At 63.3% G+C, this 20,691-nt stretch carries 18 protein-coding genes; 9 read left to right on the forward strand and 9 right to left on the reverse strand.

Annotation, left to right across the window (positions count from 1 at the left end):
* Nucleotides 1-331: 331 nt before the first annotated feature.
* The gene (locus K414_RS0111760) at nucleotides 332-1,189 is read left to right on the forward strand and encodes a MerR family transcriptional regulator (protein WP_027496133.1); all 858 of its coding nucleotides are present in this window, start codon (nucleotides 332-334) and stop codon (nucleotides 1,187-1,189) included.
* 53 nt (nucleotides 1,190-1,242) lie between these two features.
* On the opposite strand, the gene K414_RS0111765 is transcribed toward K414_RS0111760, so the two are convergent.
* Nucleotides 1,243-2,406, reverse strand: a complete 1,164-nt coding sequence (locus tag K414_RS0111765; RefSeq protein ID WP_027496134.1) for an epoxide hydrolase family protein — start codon at nucleotides 2,404-2,406, stop codon at nucleotides 1,243-1,245.
* A 299-nt stretch (nucleotides 2,407-2,705) separates the two neighbouring features.
* Between K414_RS0111765 and K414_RS26705 the strand changes: the two genes are divergently transcribed.
* The 3 genes from K414_RS26705 to phnA are packed head-to-tail and all read left to right on the forward strand — an operon-like array spanning nucleotide 2,706 to nucleotide 6,377.
* Nucleotides 2,706-4,097 carry a cation:dicarboxylase symporter family transporter gene (locus K414_RS26705; protein WP_161631798.1) on the forward strand — a complete coding sequence of 464 codons (1,392 nt, stop codon included), beginning with the start codon at nucleotides 2,706-2,708 and terminating at the stop codon, nucleotides 4,095-4,097.
* Nucleotides 4,094-5,104, forward strand: a complete 1,011-nt coding sequence (locus K414_RS28205) for a LysR family transcriptional regulator (RefSeq protein ID WP_027496135.1) — start codon at nucleotides 4,094-4,096, stop codon at nucleotides 5,102-5,104. The genes K414_RS26705 and K414_RS28205 overlap by 4 nt, the downstream gene beginning before the upstream one ends.
* The gene (gene phnA, locus K414_RS0111780) at nucleotides 5,019-6,377 is read left to right on the forward strand and encodes a phosphonoacetate hydrolase (RefSeq protein WP_027496136.1); all 1,359 of its coding nucleotides are present in this window, start codon (nucleotides 5,019-5,021) and stop codon (nucleotides 6,375-6,377) included. Before K414_RS28205 ends, phnA begins: the two co-directional genes overlap by 86 nt.
* Nucleotides 6,378-6,463: 86 nt before the next feature.
* Here phnA and K414_RS26715 read toward each other — a convergent pair whose 3' ends face one another.
* The gene (locus K414_RS26715) at nucleotides 6,464-7,378 is read right to left on the reverse strand and encodes an SDR family NAD(P)-dependent oxidoreductase (RefSeq protein WP_161631799.1); all 915 of its coding nucleotides are present in this window, start codon (nucleotides 7,376-7,378) and stop codon (nucleotides 6,464-6,466) included.
* Between the two features lie 67 nt (nucleotides 7,379-7,445).
* Between K414_RS26715 and K414_RS26720 the strand changes: the two genes are divergently transcribed.
* Nucleotides 7,446-7,856 (forward strand): MarR family transcriptional regulator, encoded by a 411-nt coding sequence (locus tag K414_RS26720; RefSeq protein ID WP_051365066.1) that lies wholly within the window; start codon nucleotides 7,446-7,448, stop codon nucleotides 7,854-7,856.
* Between the two features lie 91 nt (nucleotides 7,857-7,947).
* Here the strand turns inward: K414_RS26720 and K414_RS0111795 are convergent, their stop codons facing one another.
* The 6 genes from K414_RS0111795 to K414_RS0111820 form a co-directional block, all read right to left on the reverse strand.
* Nucleotides 7,948-9,501 carry an APC family permease gene (locus K414_RS0111795; protein WP_027496137.1) on the reverse strand — a complete coding sequence of 518 codons (1,554 nt, stop codon included), beginning with the start codon at nucleotides 9,499-9,501 and terminating at the stop codon, nucleotides 7,948-7,950.
* A 23-nt stretch (nucleotides 9,502-9,524) separates the two neighbouring features.
* A complete protein-coding gene (locus K414_RS0111800) occupies nucleotides 9,525-10,409 on the reverse strand; it encodes a universal stress protein (RefSeq protein WP_027496138.1) in 885 nt (294 codons plus the stop codon).
* 46 nt (nucleotides 10,410-10,455) lie between these two features.
* Nucleotides 10,456-13,566 carry an NAD-glutamate dehydrogenase domain-containing protein gene (locus K414_RS26725; protein ID WP_051365067.1) on the reverse strand — a complete coding sequence of 1,037 codons (3,111 nt, stop codon included), beginning with the start codon at nucleotides 13,564-13,566 and terminating at the stop codon, nucleotides 10,456-10,458.
* Nucleotides 13,567-13,708: 142 nt separating this feature from the next.
* Entirely contained in the window at nucleotides 13,709-14,545 is an 837-nt protein-coding gene (locus K414_RS0111810) for an alpha/beta hydrolase (RefSeq protein WP_027496139.1), read from the reverse strand.
* A gap of 117 nt (nucleotides 14,546-14,662) precedes the next feature.
* The gene (locus K414_RS0111815) at nucleotides 14,663-15,415 is read right to left on the reverse strand and encodes a ferredoxin reductase (RefSeq protein WP_027496140.1); all 753 of its coding nucleotides are present in this window, start codon (nucleotides 15,413-15,415) and stop codon (nucleotides 14,663-14,665) included.
* A 1-nt stretch (nucleotide 15,416) separates the two neighbouring features.
* Complete coding sequence (locus K414_RS0111820; RefSeq protein ID WP_027496141.1) at nucleotides 15,417-16,016, reverse strand: sulfite oxidase-like oxidoreductase; 600 nt, start codon at nucleotides 16,014-16,016, stop codon at nucleotides 15,417-15,419.
* Nucleotides 16,017-16,183: 167 nt separating this feature from the next.
* On the opposite strand from K414_RS0111820, the gene K414_RS0111825 reads away from it, so the two are divergent.
* Together K414_RS0111825 and K414_RS0111830 are read left to right on the forward strand one after the other, a co-directional pair.
* A complete protein-coding gene (locus tag K414_RS0111825) occupies nucleotides 16,184-16,672 on the forward strand; it encodes a nucleoside deaminase (RefSeq protein ID WP_027496142.1) in 489 nt (162 codons plus the stop codon).
* Between the two features lie 6 nt (nucleotides 16,673-16,678).
* Nucleotides 16,679-18,058: an alpha/beta hydrolase gene (locus K414_RS0111830; RefSeq protein ID WP_152530407.1), complete on the forward strand. Its 1,380-nt coding sequence runs from the start codon at nucleotides 16,679-16,681 to the stop codon at nucleotides 18,056-18,058.
* Between the two features lie 31 nt (nucleotides 18,059-18,089).
* Here K414_RS0111830 and K414_RS0111835 read toward each other — a convergent pair whose 3' ends face one another.
* Nucleotides 18,090-18,965 carry a helix-turn-helix transcriptional regulator gene (locus K414_RS0111835; protein WP_027496144.1) on the reverse strand — a complete coding sequence of 292 codons (876 nt, stop codon included), beginning with the start codon at nucleotides 18,963-18,965 and terminating at the stop codon, nucleotides 18,090-18,092.
* 101 nt (nucleotides 18,966-19,066) lie between these two features.
* On the opposite strand from K414_RS0111835, the gene K414_RS0111840 reads away from it, so the two are divergent.
* The gene (locus tag K414_RS0111840) at nucleotides 19,067-19,762 is read left to right on the forward strand and encodes an SDR family NAD(P)-dependent oxidoreductase (protein ID WP_027496145.1); all 696 of its coding nucleotides are present in this window, start codon (nucleotides 19,067-19,069) and stop codon (nucleotides 19,760-19,762) included.
* A 172-nt stretch (nucleotides 19,763-19,934) separates the two neighbouring features.
* Nucleotides 19,935-20,690, forward strand: coding sequence for an alpha/beta hydrolase (locus K414_RS0111845; RefSeq protein ID WP_027496146.1), 756 nt, complete (start codon nucleotides 19,935-19,937; stop codon nucleotides 20,688-20,690).
* Nucleotide 20,691: the final 1 nt, after the last annotated feature.

Consider the following 20,691-nt stretch of genomic DNA (forward strand, 5'->3'; position numbering starts at 1 on the left):
ATCTCCGAGAACGCGTTCGGCCACAAGGGCTTCCATAGCGGCCGAGAAGGGCTCATGTCTGCCCTCCGTGACGACAACATCGCCTGTGTGATCCGAGTCGTTGTTCGTAGTCGAGGTCATTGTCGGGCATCTCCATCTCGTTCGGTGTCCTTTACAGGATCGACGACGATGGGCAGATACGCAAGAAAGTTTGCTGTTCTGGCAACGCAGGAGGGCGATTTCAGGCTTCGGTGCGGCGTTGCCCGACGCACGAAATCAGGCGGCGAGTTGCACCTTCCGTAGGGTCATGTGGTGCAGTGAGCATATTCCGCTCAATGAGGAAGGCTCGCACATGTTCTCGTCCTTCATCCCGCCGCGCCAAGTCACGATCGGGGCAGCCGCCGCCTTCGTCGGCACCACTCCGCGAGCGATTCGCCACTATCACCAGATGGGTCTGTTGCCGGAGCCCGAGCGGGGCAGCGACGACCGCCGCCGCTACGGCTACGACGAGATGATTCGGCTGATGTGGATCCGCCGAATGGCGGACGCCGGCATTGCCCTCGACGATATCCGCGACGCGTTGGCCGACGCGTCCGGCACCTCCGACAGCGACGTCGCGCGCATCCTCGACCGACTCGAAGGGGTCATTGTCGCCAGGCAGGCCGAACTCGAGCGGCAACGGACCGCCGTGCAGCGCATGCGTGCGCGGGGGAGCAGGTTGGGCCTGCTCTCCGATGTCGTGAGTGAGCGCCTCGTCGACTTGCCCCAGGGAGCGGTGCGGCAGGACGACCTGGACACCCTGCTCGTGACCGAGCGGATCTTCGGCGAGCTCGGCGCGTCGGTCCAGGCGTCGCGTGTCATCGCCCTGGCCACCAACCTGGACTTGCGGGAGTATTCCGACCGAGTCGACGCCGCCGAAGGGGCGCTCGACGACTCGGTCTCCGTCGACGACCCCCGCGTGGCGGAGGTCGCGGCCGAGCGACACGCCTTCGAGACCGCCCTCCATGCGGTCATCGAGAGCTCCGGCCTGGCGCAGGCCGACGACGCCCGGTTCGACGCCTGGGACGAGTCGCACCCCGCTCCCGCCGACGCCGGTCCGGCGTGCGGGTCGACGAGCCTCACCGAGGCCGTCCGGATGATGCCGTACGACTTCTCTCCTGCACGCCTGCGGTGCATGGAATTGGCCCTGGAACTCGACGAACCCCGGTAGCGCTTCGGGAATCAGGTGCTGGGTGCACAGGAATTCAGGTGTGTTGGGGCGCTCTACGCAAGGGCTGCGCGATACGGTCGGAAGAACTCGCGTAGTTCTCGGGCGTACAGCTCGGGCTCCACGAACGGAGCGAAGTGCCCACCGCGCGGAAGTTCTTTCACACGAACGACATTCGCGACGCGGTCGAGCCACGCGCGGGGCGGATTCGTGAAGAGGTCACCCGAAAAGAACGAGAACCCCGACGGCACCTCGACGCGGCGGGCGTGCTGCTCCGAGGGAATGGACGCGTTGGCGTTGTACATACGCATCGACGAGCCGATGGTCTCGGTGAGCCAGTAGAGGGTGACGTTCGTGAGGATCTCGTCCTTGGTGAAATTGCGCTCGATGTCACCGTCGCCGTCGGTCCACCCTCGCAGCTTCTCGACGATCCATGCGGCCAACCCGGCCGGGGAGTCGGTCAACCCGACGGCAGCGGTCTGCGGTTTCGTGCGGTGCATGGCCGCGTATGCACCCTCTGTACTGCCCCACGCGGCGGACCTGTCGAGAAAGTCCTGCTCCTGCGGTGACAGTTCGGCGCGGTCGCCGGTGAACACGGGCAGTCCCGCATCCATACGGTGGACGGCCACGACAGAGTCGGGGTGATCGAGTGCCAGGTAGCGGCTGACGGCGCTGCCGATGTCGCCTCCGGCAGCCCCGTAACGGGTGTACCCCAGAATGTGCATCAGCTCGGCCCAAAGACCAGCGACCGCAATCGAATTCATAGGGGTGCCTGCCGGTGTATCCGAATAGCCGTAACCTGGCATGTCGGGCACGATGACGTCGAATGCATCGGCGGGATCGGCACCGTGTGCGCCCGGATCGGTCAGTAGCGACACCACTTTCGAGTAGCGCCAGAACGAGTCCGGCCATCCATGGCTGAGCACCACGGGAAGAACCGGGCCCACAGGTGCCACTGCCCGCGCGTGCACGAAGTGGATGCCCAGATCGCCGACGTCGACCCGGAATCGAGGATGCTTCGACAGGGCAGACTCCTGCGCTCCCCAGTCGAATTCGTCGGCCCAGTATTCGACGAGTTCACGAAGGAAACCGACGTCGACACCGAGTGACCACCCAGCATCGGCAGGACTGTCCGGCCACCGTGTTGCGCGAAGTCGTGTTCTCAGGTCATCCAGCGCCGCAGCAAGAGTCGTCGAAACGAATGGTTCGGGACGCGTCATGAAGGGGAGTCTACGTCCTGATGTGGCCGGGGTCAGGGGAGTCGGTGGGACCACGTGGTCACGTCCGCCGCTGTGCCAGAGTCAGTTTCGTCGCTACAGAGCTTCGGCCACTACCGATCGATTCGATACCGAAGGGGTCGAAGTCCTCGGCCATCCAGTTCGGCGATAGGGGCCCATCGGGTCGTCGGTCAGATTGGTTGTCCCGTTCACGCTCCGGCCATTGTTCGTTCACTGGTGTGCCCGATTCGGTTCGGACCATGGTCACAGGCGGTACCGAATCGCCACGAGGAGGACTGGCCATGTCATATCCATCGAGCGCGGAACGGGTTGTGGTCGCAGCGCGACGAACCCCGTGGTACCGACATCTGTACATCTGGGTTCTGATCGCCATGGCCCTCGGCACCTCGGTCGGCCTCCTCTGGCCCACGACCGGCAAAGCCCTCAAACCACTGGGCGACGCCTTCGTCAGCCTTCTGACGATGACGCTCGCACCATTGGTGCTGTGCATGGTCGTCGCAGGCATCGGCGCGGTCGCGAATCTCGGTTCGGTCGGAAAGGTCGCTCTGCGGTCGCTTCTCTACTTCGAAGTTGTCACCTCGATCGCACTCGGCCTCGGCCTCCTTGCCGTCAATATGATCGAACCGGGCGCGGGCCTGAACACGGAAGTCGACTCGCTCGAAGTGACCGACAAGGTCGCGGACGGCATCGCCGCCGGCCAGGACCTCTCCTGGTACGACTACATCCTTCAGATCATCCCGTCCAACATCATTGCCAGTTTGGCAGACGGTGCCATCCTCCCGATTCTGTTCTTCGCAATTCTCTTCGGCATCAGCCTCCAGCTGATGGGGGAGCGCGGACGCGACATCGCTCGCGGTGTGGAACGGCTGAGCGAGGCGCTTTTTCAGGTCGTCAGAATCGTGGTGTGGGCGGCACCGGTCGGTGTATTCGGGGCCATGGCCTTCACCGCAGGAAATTTCGGTGCCGCTTCGTTGGGTGCGCTGGCCAAACTGATTGCGACGTTCTATGCCACGTCCCTGGTGTTTGTCGTCGTCGTCCTGGGCGGCATCCTCATGCTGGTCGGCTTGCGGCCGTGGCGAGTGCTGCGTTACTTCAAAGACGAGGTTCTGCTCGCTGTCGGTGCGTCGTCGTCGGAGGTCGCGTTGCCGGGGATCGTGCGCAAACTGGAAAATATCGGCGTCACGAAAGGCACGGCAGGCATCAGTGTCACCGCCGGATACTCCTTCAACCTCGACGGCACGTGTATCTACCTGACTTTGACGACGGTATTCATCGCTCAAGCACTCGGCATCGACCTTTCGTTGGGCCAACAGGTAATCCTGCTCTTGGTGATGCTGTTGGCCTCCAAGGGAACTGCAGGGGTCACCGGCGGGGGATTCGTCATGCTGACCACCAGTGTTTCCGCGACGAACCTGATACCGGTGGCCGGTGTCATGCTGGTGTTCGGGGTCGACAGGTTCATGTCCGAGTGCCGCGCAGTGGTGAATTCGCTCGGCAATGCGGTGGCGGGCATCGTCGTCGCCCGCTGGCAGGGCGAAATCGAACCGGACAAGGTGCACGCGATCATGGCCGGACACCAGCCGGGCTTCGTACTCGAATCGAACAAGGTGACAAAGGATTTCGACACCACGGCACTCGTGCCGGATCCACAACCTGTACCCTCGGCACGATGACGCTCACCAGTCTGCAACGGCTGCGAGTGTACGTGGGCATCGTGGATGCCGGCAGCGTATCCGCCGGGGCGCGCGCTCTGGGCATCACCCAATCCACGGCGTCGACACAGCTGCGGCAGCTCGAAGTCGAAGTGGGATCACTGCTCATCGAACGAACCGGCCGGCGCTTCGCGCCGACCGAGGCAGGCAACGTCCTGCTCGCACACGCCCGTCGCCTGATCGTTGTCGCCGACGAGGCTGTGGACGATTTGGCCAAGATGAGCCTGCGGCCGTTGACCGGGGCCCTCGTCGTAGGGGCAACGACGACAACCACCGAAGGCTCTTTCCTGCCCGCTACGTTGCGAAAATTCACAGCTGCCTACCCGGAGGTCACTCTCGATCTGCGGGTAGAGAACTCGACCACATTGCTACGCAAAGTGTTCGACGGTGATGTCGGAGTGGCAATTCTCGCCGACGAGGTGGACAGCCCTTTGCTCACCGTCGTGCCACTCGCGCCGGAGGAACAAACAGTCATCGTCTCCCGTGCGCACCCGTTGGCAGGGTTGTCGGGTGATTCTCGAACCCTGCGGGGCTCGGTTGTCCTCTTGCGTGAAGAGGGATCTGCAACAAGGCGATTCCAGGAATCGCTGCTGGAAAGTTGGAAAATCCCACTGGTTCGCACATGGACTCTGGCGAGTACCGGTGCGATCGTATCCGCAGTGGCGGAAGGTTTGGGTATGTCCTTCCTGCCGCGAGTGGCATGCCAAGATGCGTTGGCGTCGAACAGGATTGCCGAGCTGAACCTGGACCCGCTGCCATCGCCCCGGCCGGTCTCTCTGATACATCGTAACGACCGCCACCTGAGCCGAGCCGAAGGCATTTCCTCGCTCTCGTCGCCGATGGCATTCCCACCACGACACATTCACAACAAGGAGTTACACCATGAAGTCCCGTACGTTCAGCGTCAATTCCCGTACCTATGTCCTGCCGGAGGCGCCGGTGGTGGTGATCTGCATCGACGGCAGTGAGCCCGACTATCACGTCGAGGCGATGAAGGCCGGACTGATGCCGTGGCTGAGCAACATCCTCGATGGTGAGTCGAGTTCGTGGCCCGCGCACTGCGCTATGCCGGCGTTGACCAACCCGAACAACATCTCCATCGCCACCGGACATCCCCCCAAGGTGCACGGAATCAGCGGCAACTACATCTACGACACCGCGACCGGCGAAGAAGTATTGATGAACGACAAGCGGTTTCTCCGGGCAACCACCGTCTTCGCAGCGGCCAACGACGCCGGCCTCGACGTCGTGGTGGTCACCGCAAAAGACAAGCTACGACGGCTGCTCGGTGCCGGGCTCGTCGAAGAGGGACCAAGCATGAACGGCAGCGGGACATTCGAAATGCCGTCCCGGACCGGCATCTGCTTCTCGGCGGAGAAGGCCGATCAAGCCACTGTGGCCGACAATGGAATCGACAACGTCCTCGAACTGGTCGGAAAGCCCTTGCCGCAGGTGTATTCGGCGGACCTCTCGGAATTCGCGCTCGCCGCCGGAGTCGAGATCCTCGAATCCCGTGGTGCGGACCTGATGTATCTGACATTGACCGACTACATCCAGCACAAGCATGCCCCCGGGACCGACGTCGCAAACGCCTTCTACGCGATGATCGATTCCTATGCCGCGCGACTCGACGCGTTGGGAGCAGTTGTCGTGCTGACTGCCGACCACGGAATGAGCGCAAAGACCGACGCCGACGGAGTCACGCGTGTGGTCTATGTCGAGGACGAGGTGCGTCGCATTCTCGGAGTCGCTCCGACAGATGGCAATAGCGAGGGCGCAGAGGGTATTCGCGTGATCCTCCCGATCACCGACCCGTACACGGTGCACCACGGCGCACTCGGTTCGTTCGCCAGCATCTACCTGCCAGCCGACGTGGACAGGAATTTTGTTATCGAACAACTGCGGAAATTGGACGGGGTGCAGGCAGTCCACACCCGAGATGAAGCGGTGGAGACCTACCACCAGCCGGCGGACCGGATCGGAGACATCATTCTGCTCGCCGAAGCCGGGACAGCGGTGGGTCGATACGCTGACTGGCACGATCTCAGCGGATTGGACGCACCGCTCCGCTCGCACGGAGCGCTGGGTGAACTGCAAATCCCGTTCATCATCAACCGCCGATTGCCGCAGCCCGAGCAGCTGGACGAGCCCTACGGCGAGCCGGCGGTGGTGCACAACTACGACGCGTTCTGGATAGCAACAACATTGGTCGCCGAAGCAGAGGCTCTCGCCGCCGGCTGAGCAGCAGGCAAGCAACGTCCGGTGCGTCTTGGGAGAGGTCGAATCGCACCCGGACCATTGCCTATGGGGCAATGGTCCGGGCCACGTCATGCGATTATCGAGGCACCGATGATGCGTTCGGTGTCGTTCCAGAGGAATGCGCCGAGTTGCGGATCACGGCTTGTACGAACGGGTTCGGTGATCACCGGTGGGCCCGAGGCACTCCTTTGTGGACCGATGTAGACCTCGTCGAGCGGTAGATCGCGAGCTGCGATTGCCGCTACCGCTGATTCGGCAGCCGAGTCCTTGCCCTGCACCACGGACGTGAATGCGGGCCCGAGGACCCGGGCAGCTGCTCGGACAACGACAGGTCGAGTGTGGATCCCCGGCCGATCAGCGGTCAATGCGTCGATTGCTCCGCCTGGATGGGCAACGATCGACGCGACCGAAGAATGCCGGCTCCGAAGTCTGCGGGACAACTCGAAACCCAGAATCTCCGTCGCGTGTTTGGACATGGCGTACGCCGCACGCGGGCGATAGGACTGCTGTGACAGCCAGTTGTTCGGATCGAACGAAATACGCTGCGTCAGCATGCTTCCGATGCTCACGACTCGGGCACCCGGTGCCCGTTCCAAGGATGGAAGGGCGAGACGGAGTAGCTCGACATGTGCAAGCGCATTCGTGCCCACAGTCAGCTCCACGCCGAAGGGGCCACTCTCGAACGATGCGGGTGCAGCAACCAAGCCTGCATTCATGATCAGACCATCGAGTTGTGCGGTGTTGCGTAACTCTTCGCCCGCCCGACGGACAGAGTCGATGTCCGTCAGGTCCATCTCCAGGAACCGGTGGCGACCGGAGTGGGGTAGGAGACCGATTGCATGTCGTCCTCGTTCCGGAGAACGGGCCACCACGATAACTTCGGCACCCAGGCCCGCCAGCCGTTCGGCAACGAAATATCCGATTCCTGACGTAGCGCCTGTGACGGCGACCGTGCGCCCGTCGAGTCGATCCAGTTTCAACATCCACATCTCCTTCAAGTCTTGAACTATCAAGGTACTTCAAGACTTGAAGGAGTGCTAGTCTGCTGATGTGGACATTCTCGAGGCGACCCTGCGCTTGCAAGAACTTGCGCTTCGGATCAACGACGATTTTCTGCCGTATGCCACGCGGGAGGGCCTGACACTCGTTACGGCGCATGCACTCTGGAAAGTTCACCCGGATCGAACCGACCTGACGATGTCCGAGGTTGCCGCACAACTGGGATGCAATGCCTCCAATGCCACATTCGTCGTCAAGCAATTGGAAGCCCGCGGTTTCGTCGAACGGACCCCCGACCCGGTCGACGGGAGGCGCAAACTCGTCGGATTGACCGATGAAGGAGCGCGCGCACGAGGACGCCTCGGCCAGGCGCTGACGTCCGTCAGTCCGCTGAAGAGCCTGGCCGAGGAGGAACTGACGTTGTTCGTGAGCACTCTGGACGTACTCAGCAAGGTGCGGTGATCGCGCTGGCTACAGTGTCGATCGTCACCTCGTGCGCGAGTGCCCGACCCCACAACTGAGGTCGGGCACTCGGGCCGTTCTCGGGCCTCGGCTATCTGCCCGCCAGATCGCTTTCGTCCCGCAATGCGGAAGTATTGCGATCGAGTGTCTTGCCCTCGAAGAATGCGGGATGGCGGAACCTCATGACGATCATCAGCACCGCGCCGAGGACGAGGATGCCGAAGCCGAGGAAGAACACGAGTCCGATGCCGCCGATCGAGGCTCCGCTGGCGTTGTCGGGATTCATGCTCTCGCCGAGTGATATGACGAAAACGGCGAGCAGCATGAGGCCACCGAGAAGTGGAAACAGGAAGCGGAAGACGGTGTTACGGACGCTGTCGAACAGCCTGCCGCGGAAATACCAGATGCAGGCAAAAGCCGTGATGCCGTAATACCAGCAGATCATGATGCCCAGGGCCGCGATGGTGTCGATCAGAGTGCGCTCGGACAGGAACGTGACCACTGTGTAGAACCCTGCGGTGATGGCCCCTGCGACGACGGTTGCGTAGGAAGGCACCAGGAAGCGAGGTGACACTTCGGCGAATTTCTTGGGGAAGGCACCGTAGGAACCCATCGCCAGCATCGTTCGCGCAGCCGGAAGGAACGTGGTCTGCAAGCTCGCCAGTGAGGACACCAGCACGGCCAGGAACAGCAGCAGCCCGCCCCATTTACCGAGCACCGGGTCGGCCAGAGAGCCGAAGACGTTCTCGGCGTTGTCCGGGTTACCCAGGCCCAGGCCGTCCTCGCCTACCCCTGCGTACATCATGGCGGCCACCGCGACGAGGAGGTACGTGAGCAGAATGGTTGCCACGCAGAGCAATCCGGCGCGACCGGGCGTCGTCTTCGGGTTCTTCGATTCCTCGCCGAGCGTCAGGCACGTATCCCAACCCCAGAAAGCGAAGATGGATCCCGTAAGTCCGATGACGAACGCACCGACGGCCACGCCGGTGAACGGGTTGAACCAGTCCAAGTCGAAAGTGACCTCGCCCGGGGCGTCGCCTGCTCCGACATGAATCAGCGCAACGACGGCGAAGACGACGAGAAGCACCATCTGAAAGCCGACCGTGACGATCTGCAGCTTTTCGCTCGTGGTGATGCCTCTGCTGGCGATCCAGGTGGCCGCTGCGATGAACACCAACGTCGTACCGACATTGACGAACTTGTTGCCCGGTAGATCGGCGATCGACGGTGTGTCGAACAACTTCGCTATGAACAGATAGAAGAACTGCACCGCGATGGCCGCAAGATTGGACAACACGATGATCGTCGCAATCACCATGCCCCATCCACACATCCATCCGACGTAGGGTCCGAATGCTTTGGTCGACCACGTGAACGACGCGCCGCAATCGGGAGACTCGGAGTTCAGCTCGCGGTAGGCATAAGCGGTGAGAAACATCGGAACGAAGCCCGCGATCAGGATTGCCGGCATCTTCAGACCTACGGCCGCGACGATCAGGCCGATGCTTGCGGTCAGAGTGTAACCCGGTGCTACAGAGGAGATTCCGAGTATCGCACCCGAGAAGGTGCCGACTGTGCCTGTCGCCAGCCCCTTGGCGCTGACTTCACCGGCAGTGGGCGAGGGCCCGCTTGCGTTCCTGCCCATATTCGAGCCTTCCGTCGACGAATTCATGATTCGAACTCCTGCTTGGGGACGACCACCATGGGAACGGGCAGGACGCGAAGCATCTTCGCTGCCGTCGAACCGAGAAAGAGTCGGCGCGGTTGGGCAAGGCGGCTGGAGCCGACCATGACGAGGTCGCCGTCCTGCCAGTCGAGCGTCCGCACCGCAGACTCGACGGACGACCCGTCCGCGATGGTCACCGATATCGGAAAATCCTCCGGCAAGGTGGATTTCGCTTCGTCCACGAGGGCACGTGCGTGCGCGACGGCACGGTCACGCGCGCTGTCGTAGCTGTCCCGGGCATCGCGAAGATCGTTGCGGGGGTCGAGCGCAACCAGCGACACGAGCCGGAGCGGAGTGTGCATCCTCTCGCAGGTGCGTACCGCCGTCCGCAGCAATACATCCGCTCCCGTCCTGGTTCCGAGTGCGCAGGTCACCTGACGAATCTCCCGAGCAGACGAGTGCCGGGTGCCGCGCGGCGCGAGTGCAAGCGGCACGTGTGCCGAATGCAGCAGTTCGGTCGAGACCGAGCCGACGGAATGCCGTCCGAGCAGGCCGTCTCCGGACGCACCCACGACGATGGCCGAGGCCCCCAGCCGAGCCACCTCGTCGAGCAGTCCCTGGGCGAACGAATCGTTGAAACTCGCGTGCACGGCGACCTCGATGTCGGACGGCACCAACGATTTCGCCTCGTCGAGCCAGCCTTGCGCTCGTGTGACCAGGACGTCCTCGTAACCGGTTTCGGCGGGGACTCTGGACGCAACGGTGCGGTCCGGCGGTAGGACCATGCAGATGTCGAGTTGAGCACCCAGGCTGCGGGCGAGCTGCACCCCGAGGGTAAGACCGTCCTTACCGCTGGGGGTGGCGAGATATCCGACGATCAAGCGCATGGGGACGGCTCCTTCGTTTCGATCGAACAGGTAGAGGTAGTGCGATTCATCGGCACCGAGACAGGGCGAGCGACAGCTCTGCGCTCACCACGCACACTTGCGAATTGCTCAGCCCTTCCACGCTGTGGAGTTCACCGACCATCTGGGCCAATCGTTCGACGGAATTGGTGTGCACAGACTGCCACGCTGCAACGGCGTCGGTAGCAGATTCGGTGTGTACCGCCTCGGACAGGACCCGTTCGGTCATGTTGTGCCAATGCTCACGAATCGCATCGACCAGAATCGCGCTTGCCATGGCGTCCCAGTAGTCGGCTCCACCGGAGGCGACAGAGGAGCGTTCCACCAACCGGTCGAGACCCACGGCGCGGCCGAATTCGAGATACGTCTGCGCCACGTGCGCTATCGGTCGGGCGAGCGACCGGGCTGTCGTCTCCAATGCGAATGCCTCGGAGAGGAGTCGAAGTGTGTTCTGATCGACGACAAGATCGCCGGTCAACTCCGGCAACGATGCTCGGAGTTCACGTACCGGCCGCGTGAAGCGTTCGATCGTCTCCAGAGGCGTCGAATGTTCGTCGCGGTTCCGCAACAACCACGACGTGGTCCGCTCGATCAGATCCTGAACACCGAACTGCAAAACCAGCCTGGTGCTCTGCGGGATTCCAGGTAGATCGGCAACGACGTCCCACAGGTGGTCGATGTCGAAAACCTGGCGCACGACGGCATACGCGACCGCGATATCGGCAGTGCTCACGCCCAGCCTCTCCTCCAGCCGGTGAATCATGCCGGGCCCGACGCGGTCGATCATGTGTCCGGTCACGACGACCGCCACGATCTCCCGGGCCAGTGGATGCGTGCGAATGTGGTGGGGAACCAAGACACGGATCGATTCTGGAAAATAGCCGGCGAGTACCCCGTCGAACACCGGGTCGTCCAGTAGGGGAGAGGCGAGCAATTCGGTGGCCACCAGGTTCTTCGACTGCGCCAACAGCACCGCGATCTCGGGCCGAACCAGTCCCTGCCCCAAGCGATGTCGAGCCCGTAACTCGGCAGGCGAGGGAAGAACCGCAGCGACTCGACTGATTCCCGCGTCGCGTTCGAGGTTGTCGATCAACCGTTCGTGCCGGCCCAGCAGGAACGGCGCGTGGGCCTCGGCGAGGCTGATCGCCAGGGTCTGCGATGCAGCATCTGCAAGCACCGACTCGGCAACCTCGTCCTGAACCTGGGACAGCGCTCTGTTGCGCTCGGTGACGGACAGTTCGCCGTCCGCGACGGCCGCGTCCACCGCGATTTTCAGATTCACCTCTCGATCGGAGGTGGCGACGCCCGTGGCGTTGTCGATGAAGTCGGCGTTGACGCAACCCCCGGCAAGGGCGAATTCGATTCGAGCACGCTGCGTGAGGCCGAGATTGCCGCCCTCGCCGACGACCCGGGCATGCAGTTGGGACGCGTCGACGCGAACGGAATCGTTGGCCGGATCGGCGGAGTCGGAGTGTCCCTCGGTCGAGGCCTTGACGTAGGTGCCGATCCCTCCGTTCCACAGTAGATCCACCGGGGCGGTGAGCAGCGCCTCGACGAGTGCGTTGGGGGAGAGGGTGCCCACCTCGATTCCGAGTCGTGCCTGCATCTGCGGTGAGAGTTCGATGGACTTGACCGAACGGGGCCACACCGCACCACCCGACGACAGCGCGCTGGTGTCGTAATCTGCCCAGCTGCTTCCGGCGATCGATGCCAGCCGTTCCCGTTCGCGGTACGAGACCTCGGGGTCGGGGTTCGGATCGAGAAAGATGTGCCGGTGATCGAACGCCCCGACGAGTCGGATGGCGTGGCTCAGGAGCATGCCATTGCCGAACACGTCACCCGACATGTCTCCGATACCGACCACCGTGAACGCATCGGTATCGACATCGACGCCCTTCTCGGCGAAATGGCGTCGTACCGACAGCCACCCGCCGCGGGCGGTGATTCCCATGGCCTTGTGGTCGTAGCCCGCCGAGCCTCCTGAGGCGAACGCATCCCCGAGCCAGAATCCTCGGCGGAGTGCAATGCTGTTGGCAAGGTCGGAGAATCGGGCAGTCCCCTTGTCGGCGGCGACAACGAGATACGGGTCCTCGCCGTCGCGGATCACCGTGCGCGTCGGATGGACCACCGCGCCGTCGACGACGTTGTCGGTGACATCGAGCAGTGCCTCGATGAAATCGGTGTAGGCGTTGCGGACACCTTCGGGCGTCGCTTCCGTTCGAACCACGAAAGCGCCCTTGGCGCCCATCGGCACGATCGGTGAATTCTTGACGTGTTGCGTCTTCATCAGATCGAGCACTTCGGTGCGGAAATCGTCGTGTCGGTCCGAATGACGTAGGCCCCCGCGAGATATCGCACCGCTCCGAACGTGACTTCCTTCGACGATCGGCGAGTGCACGAAGATTTCGCGGTAAGGGGTGACAGCCGCAGCGAGGGACAATCGTGCCGGATCGATCTTGAATGCTGCGGGCGGAGCACCGACCGTGCGGTCGCGTCGAAACCAATTGGTACGCAACACTGCCGAGAGGAAAGACCGCAGTCCGCGTAACAGGCGATCCTCGTCGAGTGCCGAGGTGCGCTCGACAGCGGTGTCGAGAATCTTCTCGGCAGCAGCCGTCGGACTGTCACGGTCGGTCACGTCGGGATCGAATCGTGCATGAAAGAGTGCGCAGAATCCTCGGACGAAGTCGCTGTGCCGCAGCAGTATCGAGACCACAGTGGGTTCGGACAGCTCCAGCCCTACCTGGCTGAGATAGCGGGCTGCGGCGCGAACGAGAACGGCGTCGGTGAACGGGATGGACGCCGATGCGATGAGGCGAGTGAAGCCATCGACCTCGAGATCGCCCGATGCAGCGGCTTCGAATGCAGCCCGTAGCAGGTTCGGAGTTGCTGCGGACCAATCGATTTCATCGGTACTGAAACCGAATCTGTGAACGAGGGCGTCGCCGTCGTCGTCCGGGGGCAACAACTCGTGGTTCGCCACGCGCAGCCCGAGATCGGCGAACAGTGCGACGAGATCGGCGAGAAGTGGAGCGCGACGCTGCCACTCCAGGATGGCAACGGGCATCTGCTGGTCCGCAGTGGCGATGAACCGCAGCCGCACACCGCTGTCCTCCCGGACTGCACCGGCACCGCTCATTTGTTTCTCCTGACCATGCTCGACGAGGGTGAGGCGACGCTCACTGTCGGCTAAGTCTGGCTGAACGAGACGCACGACACAGCTGACGAAATGGACAGCCGACGTCCCCCGACCGCTCCATTCCGGTCCTTGTGCTGCTTCATCACCCGTTCCGCAGCGCCTCGTCGATTCGTGCTCCCACGGCGGTGGCACCGGCAGGGGTCATGATCGTGCCGGCATGGTCGAGTTCCATCATCGGCGTTATCGAGGTCAGGTCGAGCGCATCGATGTCTTCGGGCGAGTACATCGGTGCCGAGTTCTCCCCAACGCTCCACTGCGCGTGCAGGAATCGAGTCGGCATCGTCAGTTCTCGAAACCGTGACTCGCCGAAGAACACATCCTCTGCGTCGGAGACGACTGCATCGGTCGACAGTCGCACCGACCCGTCGACCAGATCGTGTTCGGCGTACGTCCGGAGGAGTGGATCGGCTGGGTCGAGAAGCGGCAGCGACGTCGAGACCAAGAAGTCGACGTAGTCGTCGACGGCGTCGAAATGCTTCTGAGTTCGAGCAATTCTGTCCGCGAACACAGCTCCTACGGTTTCGCGGGTGAGACCGGCGGGCGGTGCCACCGGAACGCCTCCGTCGACGAGAACGAGACTCTTCACTCGAGATGGATACCGGGCCGCGAACTCGACCGCCACGAATCCACCCATGGACATTCCGCACACGTGCGCGGCGTCGAGTCCGAGGGCATCCATGACGGCGTCCAGGTCGTCTGCGTGCCGAGCGAGCGACGACGGCCCCGTGACCTCGACGCTGTCGCCCCTGCCGCGCAGATCCGGTGCGACCAGTGTCAGGTGTGGCGATTCCGACCGCAGCCAGCCCCACAGCATGCGCTGGCTGGACACGCCGTGCACCACGAGGACGGTCTCGCTGGTGCCGGTGTGTGTTTCGACGACGATGTCTCCGCCGGGTACAGGTACTCGATCGATGGTCATGGTGCCGACAGTAGGGGAAGCAGACTCCAGTGGGGATGGATAAGAACCCCATTGAGAACGGCGAGATGTGGATGGTTCATCTCTACCGCGTGAGCGGCGCTGAGTCGAGGGCCGATCTCAGCTCGGTCCGAAACGCTCCGTACGAATGTTCCCAGCTGAGTGGCCGCGCGCTACCAGCATGTCCGCGACCGTGTCGACGAAACTCGTGGGCCCGCAGATGTAACATCTCGGCTCGAACTCCGCCGGCCACCCGTGAGCGTCGATGTCTTCCAACGTGATTCGACCGAGTGGCCGTGTGCTACCGGCAGGAGCACGCCGCGTGTGGATCATCGTGACGTCCACTCCCGCCGGAGGGTGAGCCCACTCGTCCGCGAAATAGACCTCCGCGGGTTCGCGCACGGAGTACAGCACCCGGAAGGGCACCCGTCCGCCCGTCGCGGACGCCTGCGCACGAACCATGGCGCGGAGCGGGACGATGCCAGAACCACCACCCACCAACAGAATCGGCGGAGACGGGGTCTCCGACGGTTGGGGCGGCCGCCAGACGAACCATCGGCCCACCGGCCCCCGAATTTCGATGCGATCGCCGACCTCGACGGACTCGACCAAGTAGGGCGACACCTCGCCGTCCGCGACGTTCTGTACGGCGATCTCGATACGCGTCGTGCCGTCGGGTGCCGAGGCCAAGGAGTAGCTGCGCTGTGCGCTGTAGCCGTCCTCGGCGGTGAGCTTGACGTCCACGTGCTGCCCGGCGAGATGGCCGCGCCAACCGTCGACGTCGAGAACAAGGGTGGACGCGGTGGGTGTCTCACGCCGCACGGCCGCCGCCGTGGCGACGAGCCAGGATTTTGCTCCAGCCGTCACGGCCACGTCAATCGCCCTGGTAGCGCTGCTCGCGCCACGGGTCTCCGTAGTCGTGGTACCCACCGCGTTCCCAGAAACCTTGTTCGTTCTCCACGGTGAGCTCGATGCGTGAGATCCACTTCGCCGATTTCCAGAAATACAGATGCGGAACGAGAAGCCTTGCCGGACCGCCGTGTTCGCGAGTCAGGGGAGCGCCGTCGAACTCGGTGACGAGCCAGGCCTTCCCGTCCCGGAGGTCTTCGAGGGGGAGATTGGTGGTGTAACCGTCGAAGCCGTGCGCCACGACGTACCCGGCATCGGTGTCGAGACCGTCCAGCAGAACGTCCAGGCTTACGCCCTTCCACCTGGTGTCGAGCTTCGACCACTTGGTGACGCAGTGAATGTCGACGGTCGGAGTCTCGTGTGGAAGTGCCGCGAATTCGTCCCAGGTCCAACTGCGGGTGTCGCCCCGTTCGGTGGTGACCGAGAACGACCAGGCGTCGGTCGCGACCACGGGCGCAGGCCCGATCGCGAGGACGGGAAAATCCTTGGTCAGATACTGACCGGGGGGAGTGCGCCCGTCGTCGCCGCGCCGTCGGCCCACGAAGCCCTTCGAGATCAGTGCCATGGTGAAGAATTGTGCGCTCGTTGTCGCGAGTCTGACAAGTCGGGTGACGGTGTCGGCTACCTGCGCTTCGGCGGGAGCGCGTGGGATCGATGCGGAGTTCGCCGTGCTTCGTACCGGTACGGTCGAGGTGTGGACACTTCTATCGTCGACGCACCATGTGGTGCGGCATGAGTATTTCCGCCGACGACCGTGCATTTCTGGCGCGTGCTGTGGATCTGGCGGCGGCCGCAGTGAGTACGGGCAACGATCCGTTCGGTTCGGTGCTGGTGTCGGGCAGCGGTGAAGTGCTTGCGGAGGACCGAAATCGCGTCGGCGATCGACACGATCCCACCCAGCACCCCGAGATCGCACTGTCGCGGTGGGCGGCGACCAATCTGAACCCCAGTGAGCGACGATCGTCGACGGTGTACACCTCCGGTGAGCATTGTGCGATGTGCGCGGCGAGCCACGGAATTGTCGGGCTCGGACGTATCGTTTACGCCACCTCGACAGCCCAATTGCTCACGTGGCTGGAAGAATTCGGTGCTGCGCCGCTCGCGATCACGCCGCTCACCATCACGCAGGTCGTGCCGGGAGCAGTGGTCGACGGGCCGGTCGCCGAGTTCATCGACGCTGTCCGTGACCTGCACAGGCAACGTCACACGTCCACGGCGTAGCTGAGGGTGAGCGAAATTTTCGAAGGCCGCCGAACGAGAACGTCGACAACGGCACTGGTGATGACCGGTGGTATCGGTGTTGCACTCGCGTGGCTCCAGTGTCTTCTGATCCGTCAGCAGTTCGCGGTGGGATTGTGGGTCATCGTCGTGGCCGTCGTGGCCACCTGTCTCGTCGCGTCCGATGCCAGAAAGCATGTAGCCGTAGGAACTTCGCTCGGTGCAGTGACCGTGGTCGCTCAGGTCGCCTGGTTGGTGACGCCCTTTCACGCGCTGTGGATCGTGAGCGCAACCGCGGGGACTGCGCTCGGGTTCTTTCTGCTCGGATCGGCGTGGGCGGGCTCCTCGGATGGCACTCGCCGGGTGGTTCTCGCCGTACCGGCCGGCCTCGCTGCCTCGATTGCGTTGGTGGTTTCCGCAGTGACGATCACTACGGCCGCCAGTCCGGCGCCGCTGGTTCGAGCGCTGCAGTCGTTGGGGCAGAGCAATTCCTTCGTTTCTGCCGCGCCGACAGCGATGACGGTAGTGAACGGGGCAGGTCGCACCAGTGACATCGAATACGGCTCGACGCTTCCCAATTCGTTTCTCGACATCTACATCGCCGACAACGATCCGTCGGTCAGCCGTCCCACGTACGTCATGGTGCACGGCGGTGGATGGATAGCGGGGGACAAGGCCGACGGTGATTCCGAACTCGGGACGGACAACCCGTACTTCGCGTCGGGGGCGGGCCCCGTACTCGACGCCGGTTTCAACCTGGTATCGGTGAATTATGCGTTCGCACCGGAATACCGTTTTCCCACACAGACGATCCAGCTGGGTGAGGCTCTGCAGTTCTTGGAAACGAACGCCGACCGATACGGCTTGGACATGAGCCGCGTCGTGCTCGCCGGAAGCAGCGCGGGTGGTCAGATCGTGGGTAGCTACGCCAATGTTCGGACCAACCCCGACTACGCACGTGCGCTGGGCATCGAACCCACGATGGATCGAAGCGCTTTGAAGGCCTTGGTGTTCGACAGTGCGGTCCTCGATGTGGGGAGGGCCGGCTCGCCGCTATCTCCGAGTCCGTCGAACGGCTTTCTGTACGACATCGGTGCACGCAGCTACCTCGACACCACCGATTCCGATTGGCTTGCGCGCGCAAACGTCACGAAGAACGCCACTTCCGACTTCCCGCCGAGCTTCATCACCGACGGCAACACCGGCACCTTCCCCGATCAGGCGGCCGAACTGAGCGCGAAGCTGGACAGAATGGGCGTCGCCAATCGCTTGAATCTGTACAGCAAGAACGAGGGGACCCTCGAGCATGCATTCATGACCACAGGCTCGCAGTGGACCGACGAGTACAACCGGCTCAGGATCGAGTTCCTCCGCGGCATCGTCGGATAGCAGAGCAGTCGCTGACGCACTCGCCTGGCCGCTACTGCACTGGCACCCGTATCCGGCCGACCGAACCGGAAACGGCGGCCAACCGGAGTTTCGTTTCGTCTTCCGATCCGGGGGCGGCTGTCATGATGACGATTTTCAGCTCCGCGTCTCCGTCGGTGAGTACGTCGCAGTCGACGGTGATCGGTCCGACGGTCGGATGGTGGACCACTTTGTGATCCTCGCGATGTGAACCGACGGCACCGACCGACCACAGAGACTCGAATTCTGCACTGCCGGTGCGTAATTCTTCGATCAGGCCCCTCAGTCTCGAGTCTCGGGGAAACCGCCCGGTGGCTCGCCGAAGGTCGGACACCACGGCAGCTCGGACTGCTGCGTCGCCGCCGGACGGCGTCACCGGCCAGGCGGACATTCCGGGCGTGTCCGCGCCGACAGGGAAACAGTCACGAGCGAAGTTGCGCTTCGAGGGTGAGACGGACGACGGATCACCGACCAGCGCAGCCCAACTCCGGTTCCACCAGAGCAGTTGCCAATCGGCGGCGAAGACGGCAACCGCACCCTCGTCGAGTCGGCCGACAACCCGCCTGACCCCAGGCGGGATGTGGTCGGAGATAGTCCCGTCGACCGGCGGAATGTGGCCGGCCAAGCGGTAGAGATGGTCTCGCTCGGGAAGAGTCAGCTGGAGAGCCCGCGCCAAGGACGACACCACTTGCACCGACGGTGTCGTCGCTCGTCCCTGTTCGAGCCGCACGACGTAGTCCACGGAGATGCCCGCGAGATCGGCGAGGTCCTCGCGTCGGAGCCCCGTGGCCCGGCGAGATCGTCCGGTCGTCAGTCCGACAGCATCGGGTGAGAGTCGATCACGCCACGATCTGATCGTCGCGCCGAGTCCGTCCGTTGTCGAGGTCACGACTCCATTGTCACTCTTCGGGCGGATGTGAGGGTGGTACCGATTGTCCTACCGTCCAGGCGTGCCTGGAACACACGCCGGTCGACCTGAACACTGGGGCCATGACCATCACATTCATCACCGGAGCAAACAAGGGCCTCGGTTACGAAACCGCGCGCCGACTGATCGATCAGGGCCACACCGTGATCCTCGGAGCACGTGACGCCGAGCGGGGTAGGAATGCTGCAGCAGCGTTGGGCGCTCGGTTCGTTCGGATCGACGTCACCGATGCCGAATCCGTCGCATCTGCAGCGGCGGACGTGGAACGGTGGGAGGGGGTTGTCGACGTACTGATCAACAACGCGGGCATTCCCGGACCGCACAGCGACATCGAAGAGTTGACCGCCGACGATGTGCAGTCGGTACTCGACGTCAACGTTCTCGGAATTGTCCGCACCACAACAGCATTCCTTCCACTGCTACGCCGCTCCACCGATCCCGTCATCGTCAACGTCAGCAGTGGAATGGGTTCGTTCGCGGCGACACACGATCCGTCTCGCGTCGAATCCAGCGTGATTGCTCCGGCCTACACCGCGTCGAAGTCGGCTGTCACGATGTTGACGACGCAGTATGCCAAGGGCCTGAGCGACATTCGCATCAATGCCGCCGATCCGGGCTACACCGCAACCGAATTCAACGGAAACAGCGGGCCGCAGACCGTCACCGAGGGGACCGACGCCATCGTGCAGTTCGCCACCGAAGGGCCCGGCCACGGATCCGGGCGGTTCATCGACCGCCACGGAACCGTCAGCTGGTGAGCCGGTTATCGGTGATTGCACCGTCTGGGCGGTTCTCCCGTGCCGCGATCGCTTCGAGTGCACGGAATCCGGTACCCGGGTGACGTAGCCTGTCGGGCTCAGGCAGTTCACCGGTGTTCGGACGACTGCGCCGACAGACGTGCCACCTCAGAAAAAGGAAATGAGAAGAACGATGAGCACCAAACCTCCACTTCTGTTGCTGCACGGAGTGACGATGTCGGCTCGAGCGTGGGACACCGTCGCACCACTGCTCGCGAGGAACTACGACCTCCTCGTCCCGACCGCAGCGGGGCACCGCGGTGGACGTCGTCTCGATCATGCGAGTATCGGTGCTCTGACCGATGTGACAGAGCAGCTGCTCGATGATCGTGGTCTCGACACCGTGCACATCGCGGGCAATTCGATGGGAGGGTGGATGGGTATCGAGCTCGCTCGCAGAGGCCGGGCCCGTTCGGTGTGCGCGCTCTCGCCCGCCGGTTTCTGGGAGCCCGACGCCGATCCCGGTAAGAGTCGAGCGACGTTGATCCGAACCAAGAAGCTGGCCGACGCCACCAGCTCACTGATGCCGCCGCTGATGCGGTTCGGGTTCGTTCGCCAGCTCGCCATGCGTGATATTGCGTTGCGCGGCAAGCAGATGACGCACCAGCAGGCTACCGAATCATTCGAAGACCTCGTCGGATGCGATGCGGCTCACGACCTGTTGAACACCCGCGAGAGCGTGGCACCGTTCACCGAAATGCCGTGCCCCCTCACTGTGGCGTGGTCGAGTGGAGACCGCATCTTCCCGCCCGAACATTTCGTCCCTGCGGCCCGTCAGCGGCTACCCGGGGCGCATTTCGTCACGCTGGCAAACGTCGGCCACGTGCCGATGATCGACGATGCGGCACTGGTGGCGAAGACGATCGAGGAGTCCATCGTCGGTCGTTGAC

The organism is Rhodococcus sp. JG-3, assembly GCF_000482405.1.
Lineage (GTDB): Bacteria > Actinomycetota > Actinomycetes > Mycobacteriales > Mycobacteriaceae > Rhodococcoides > Rhodococcoides fascians.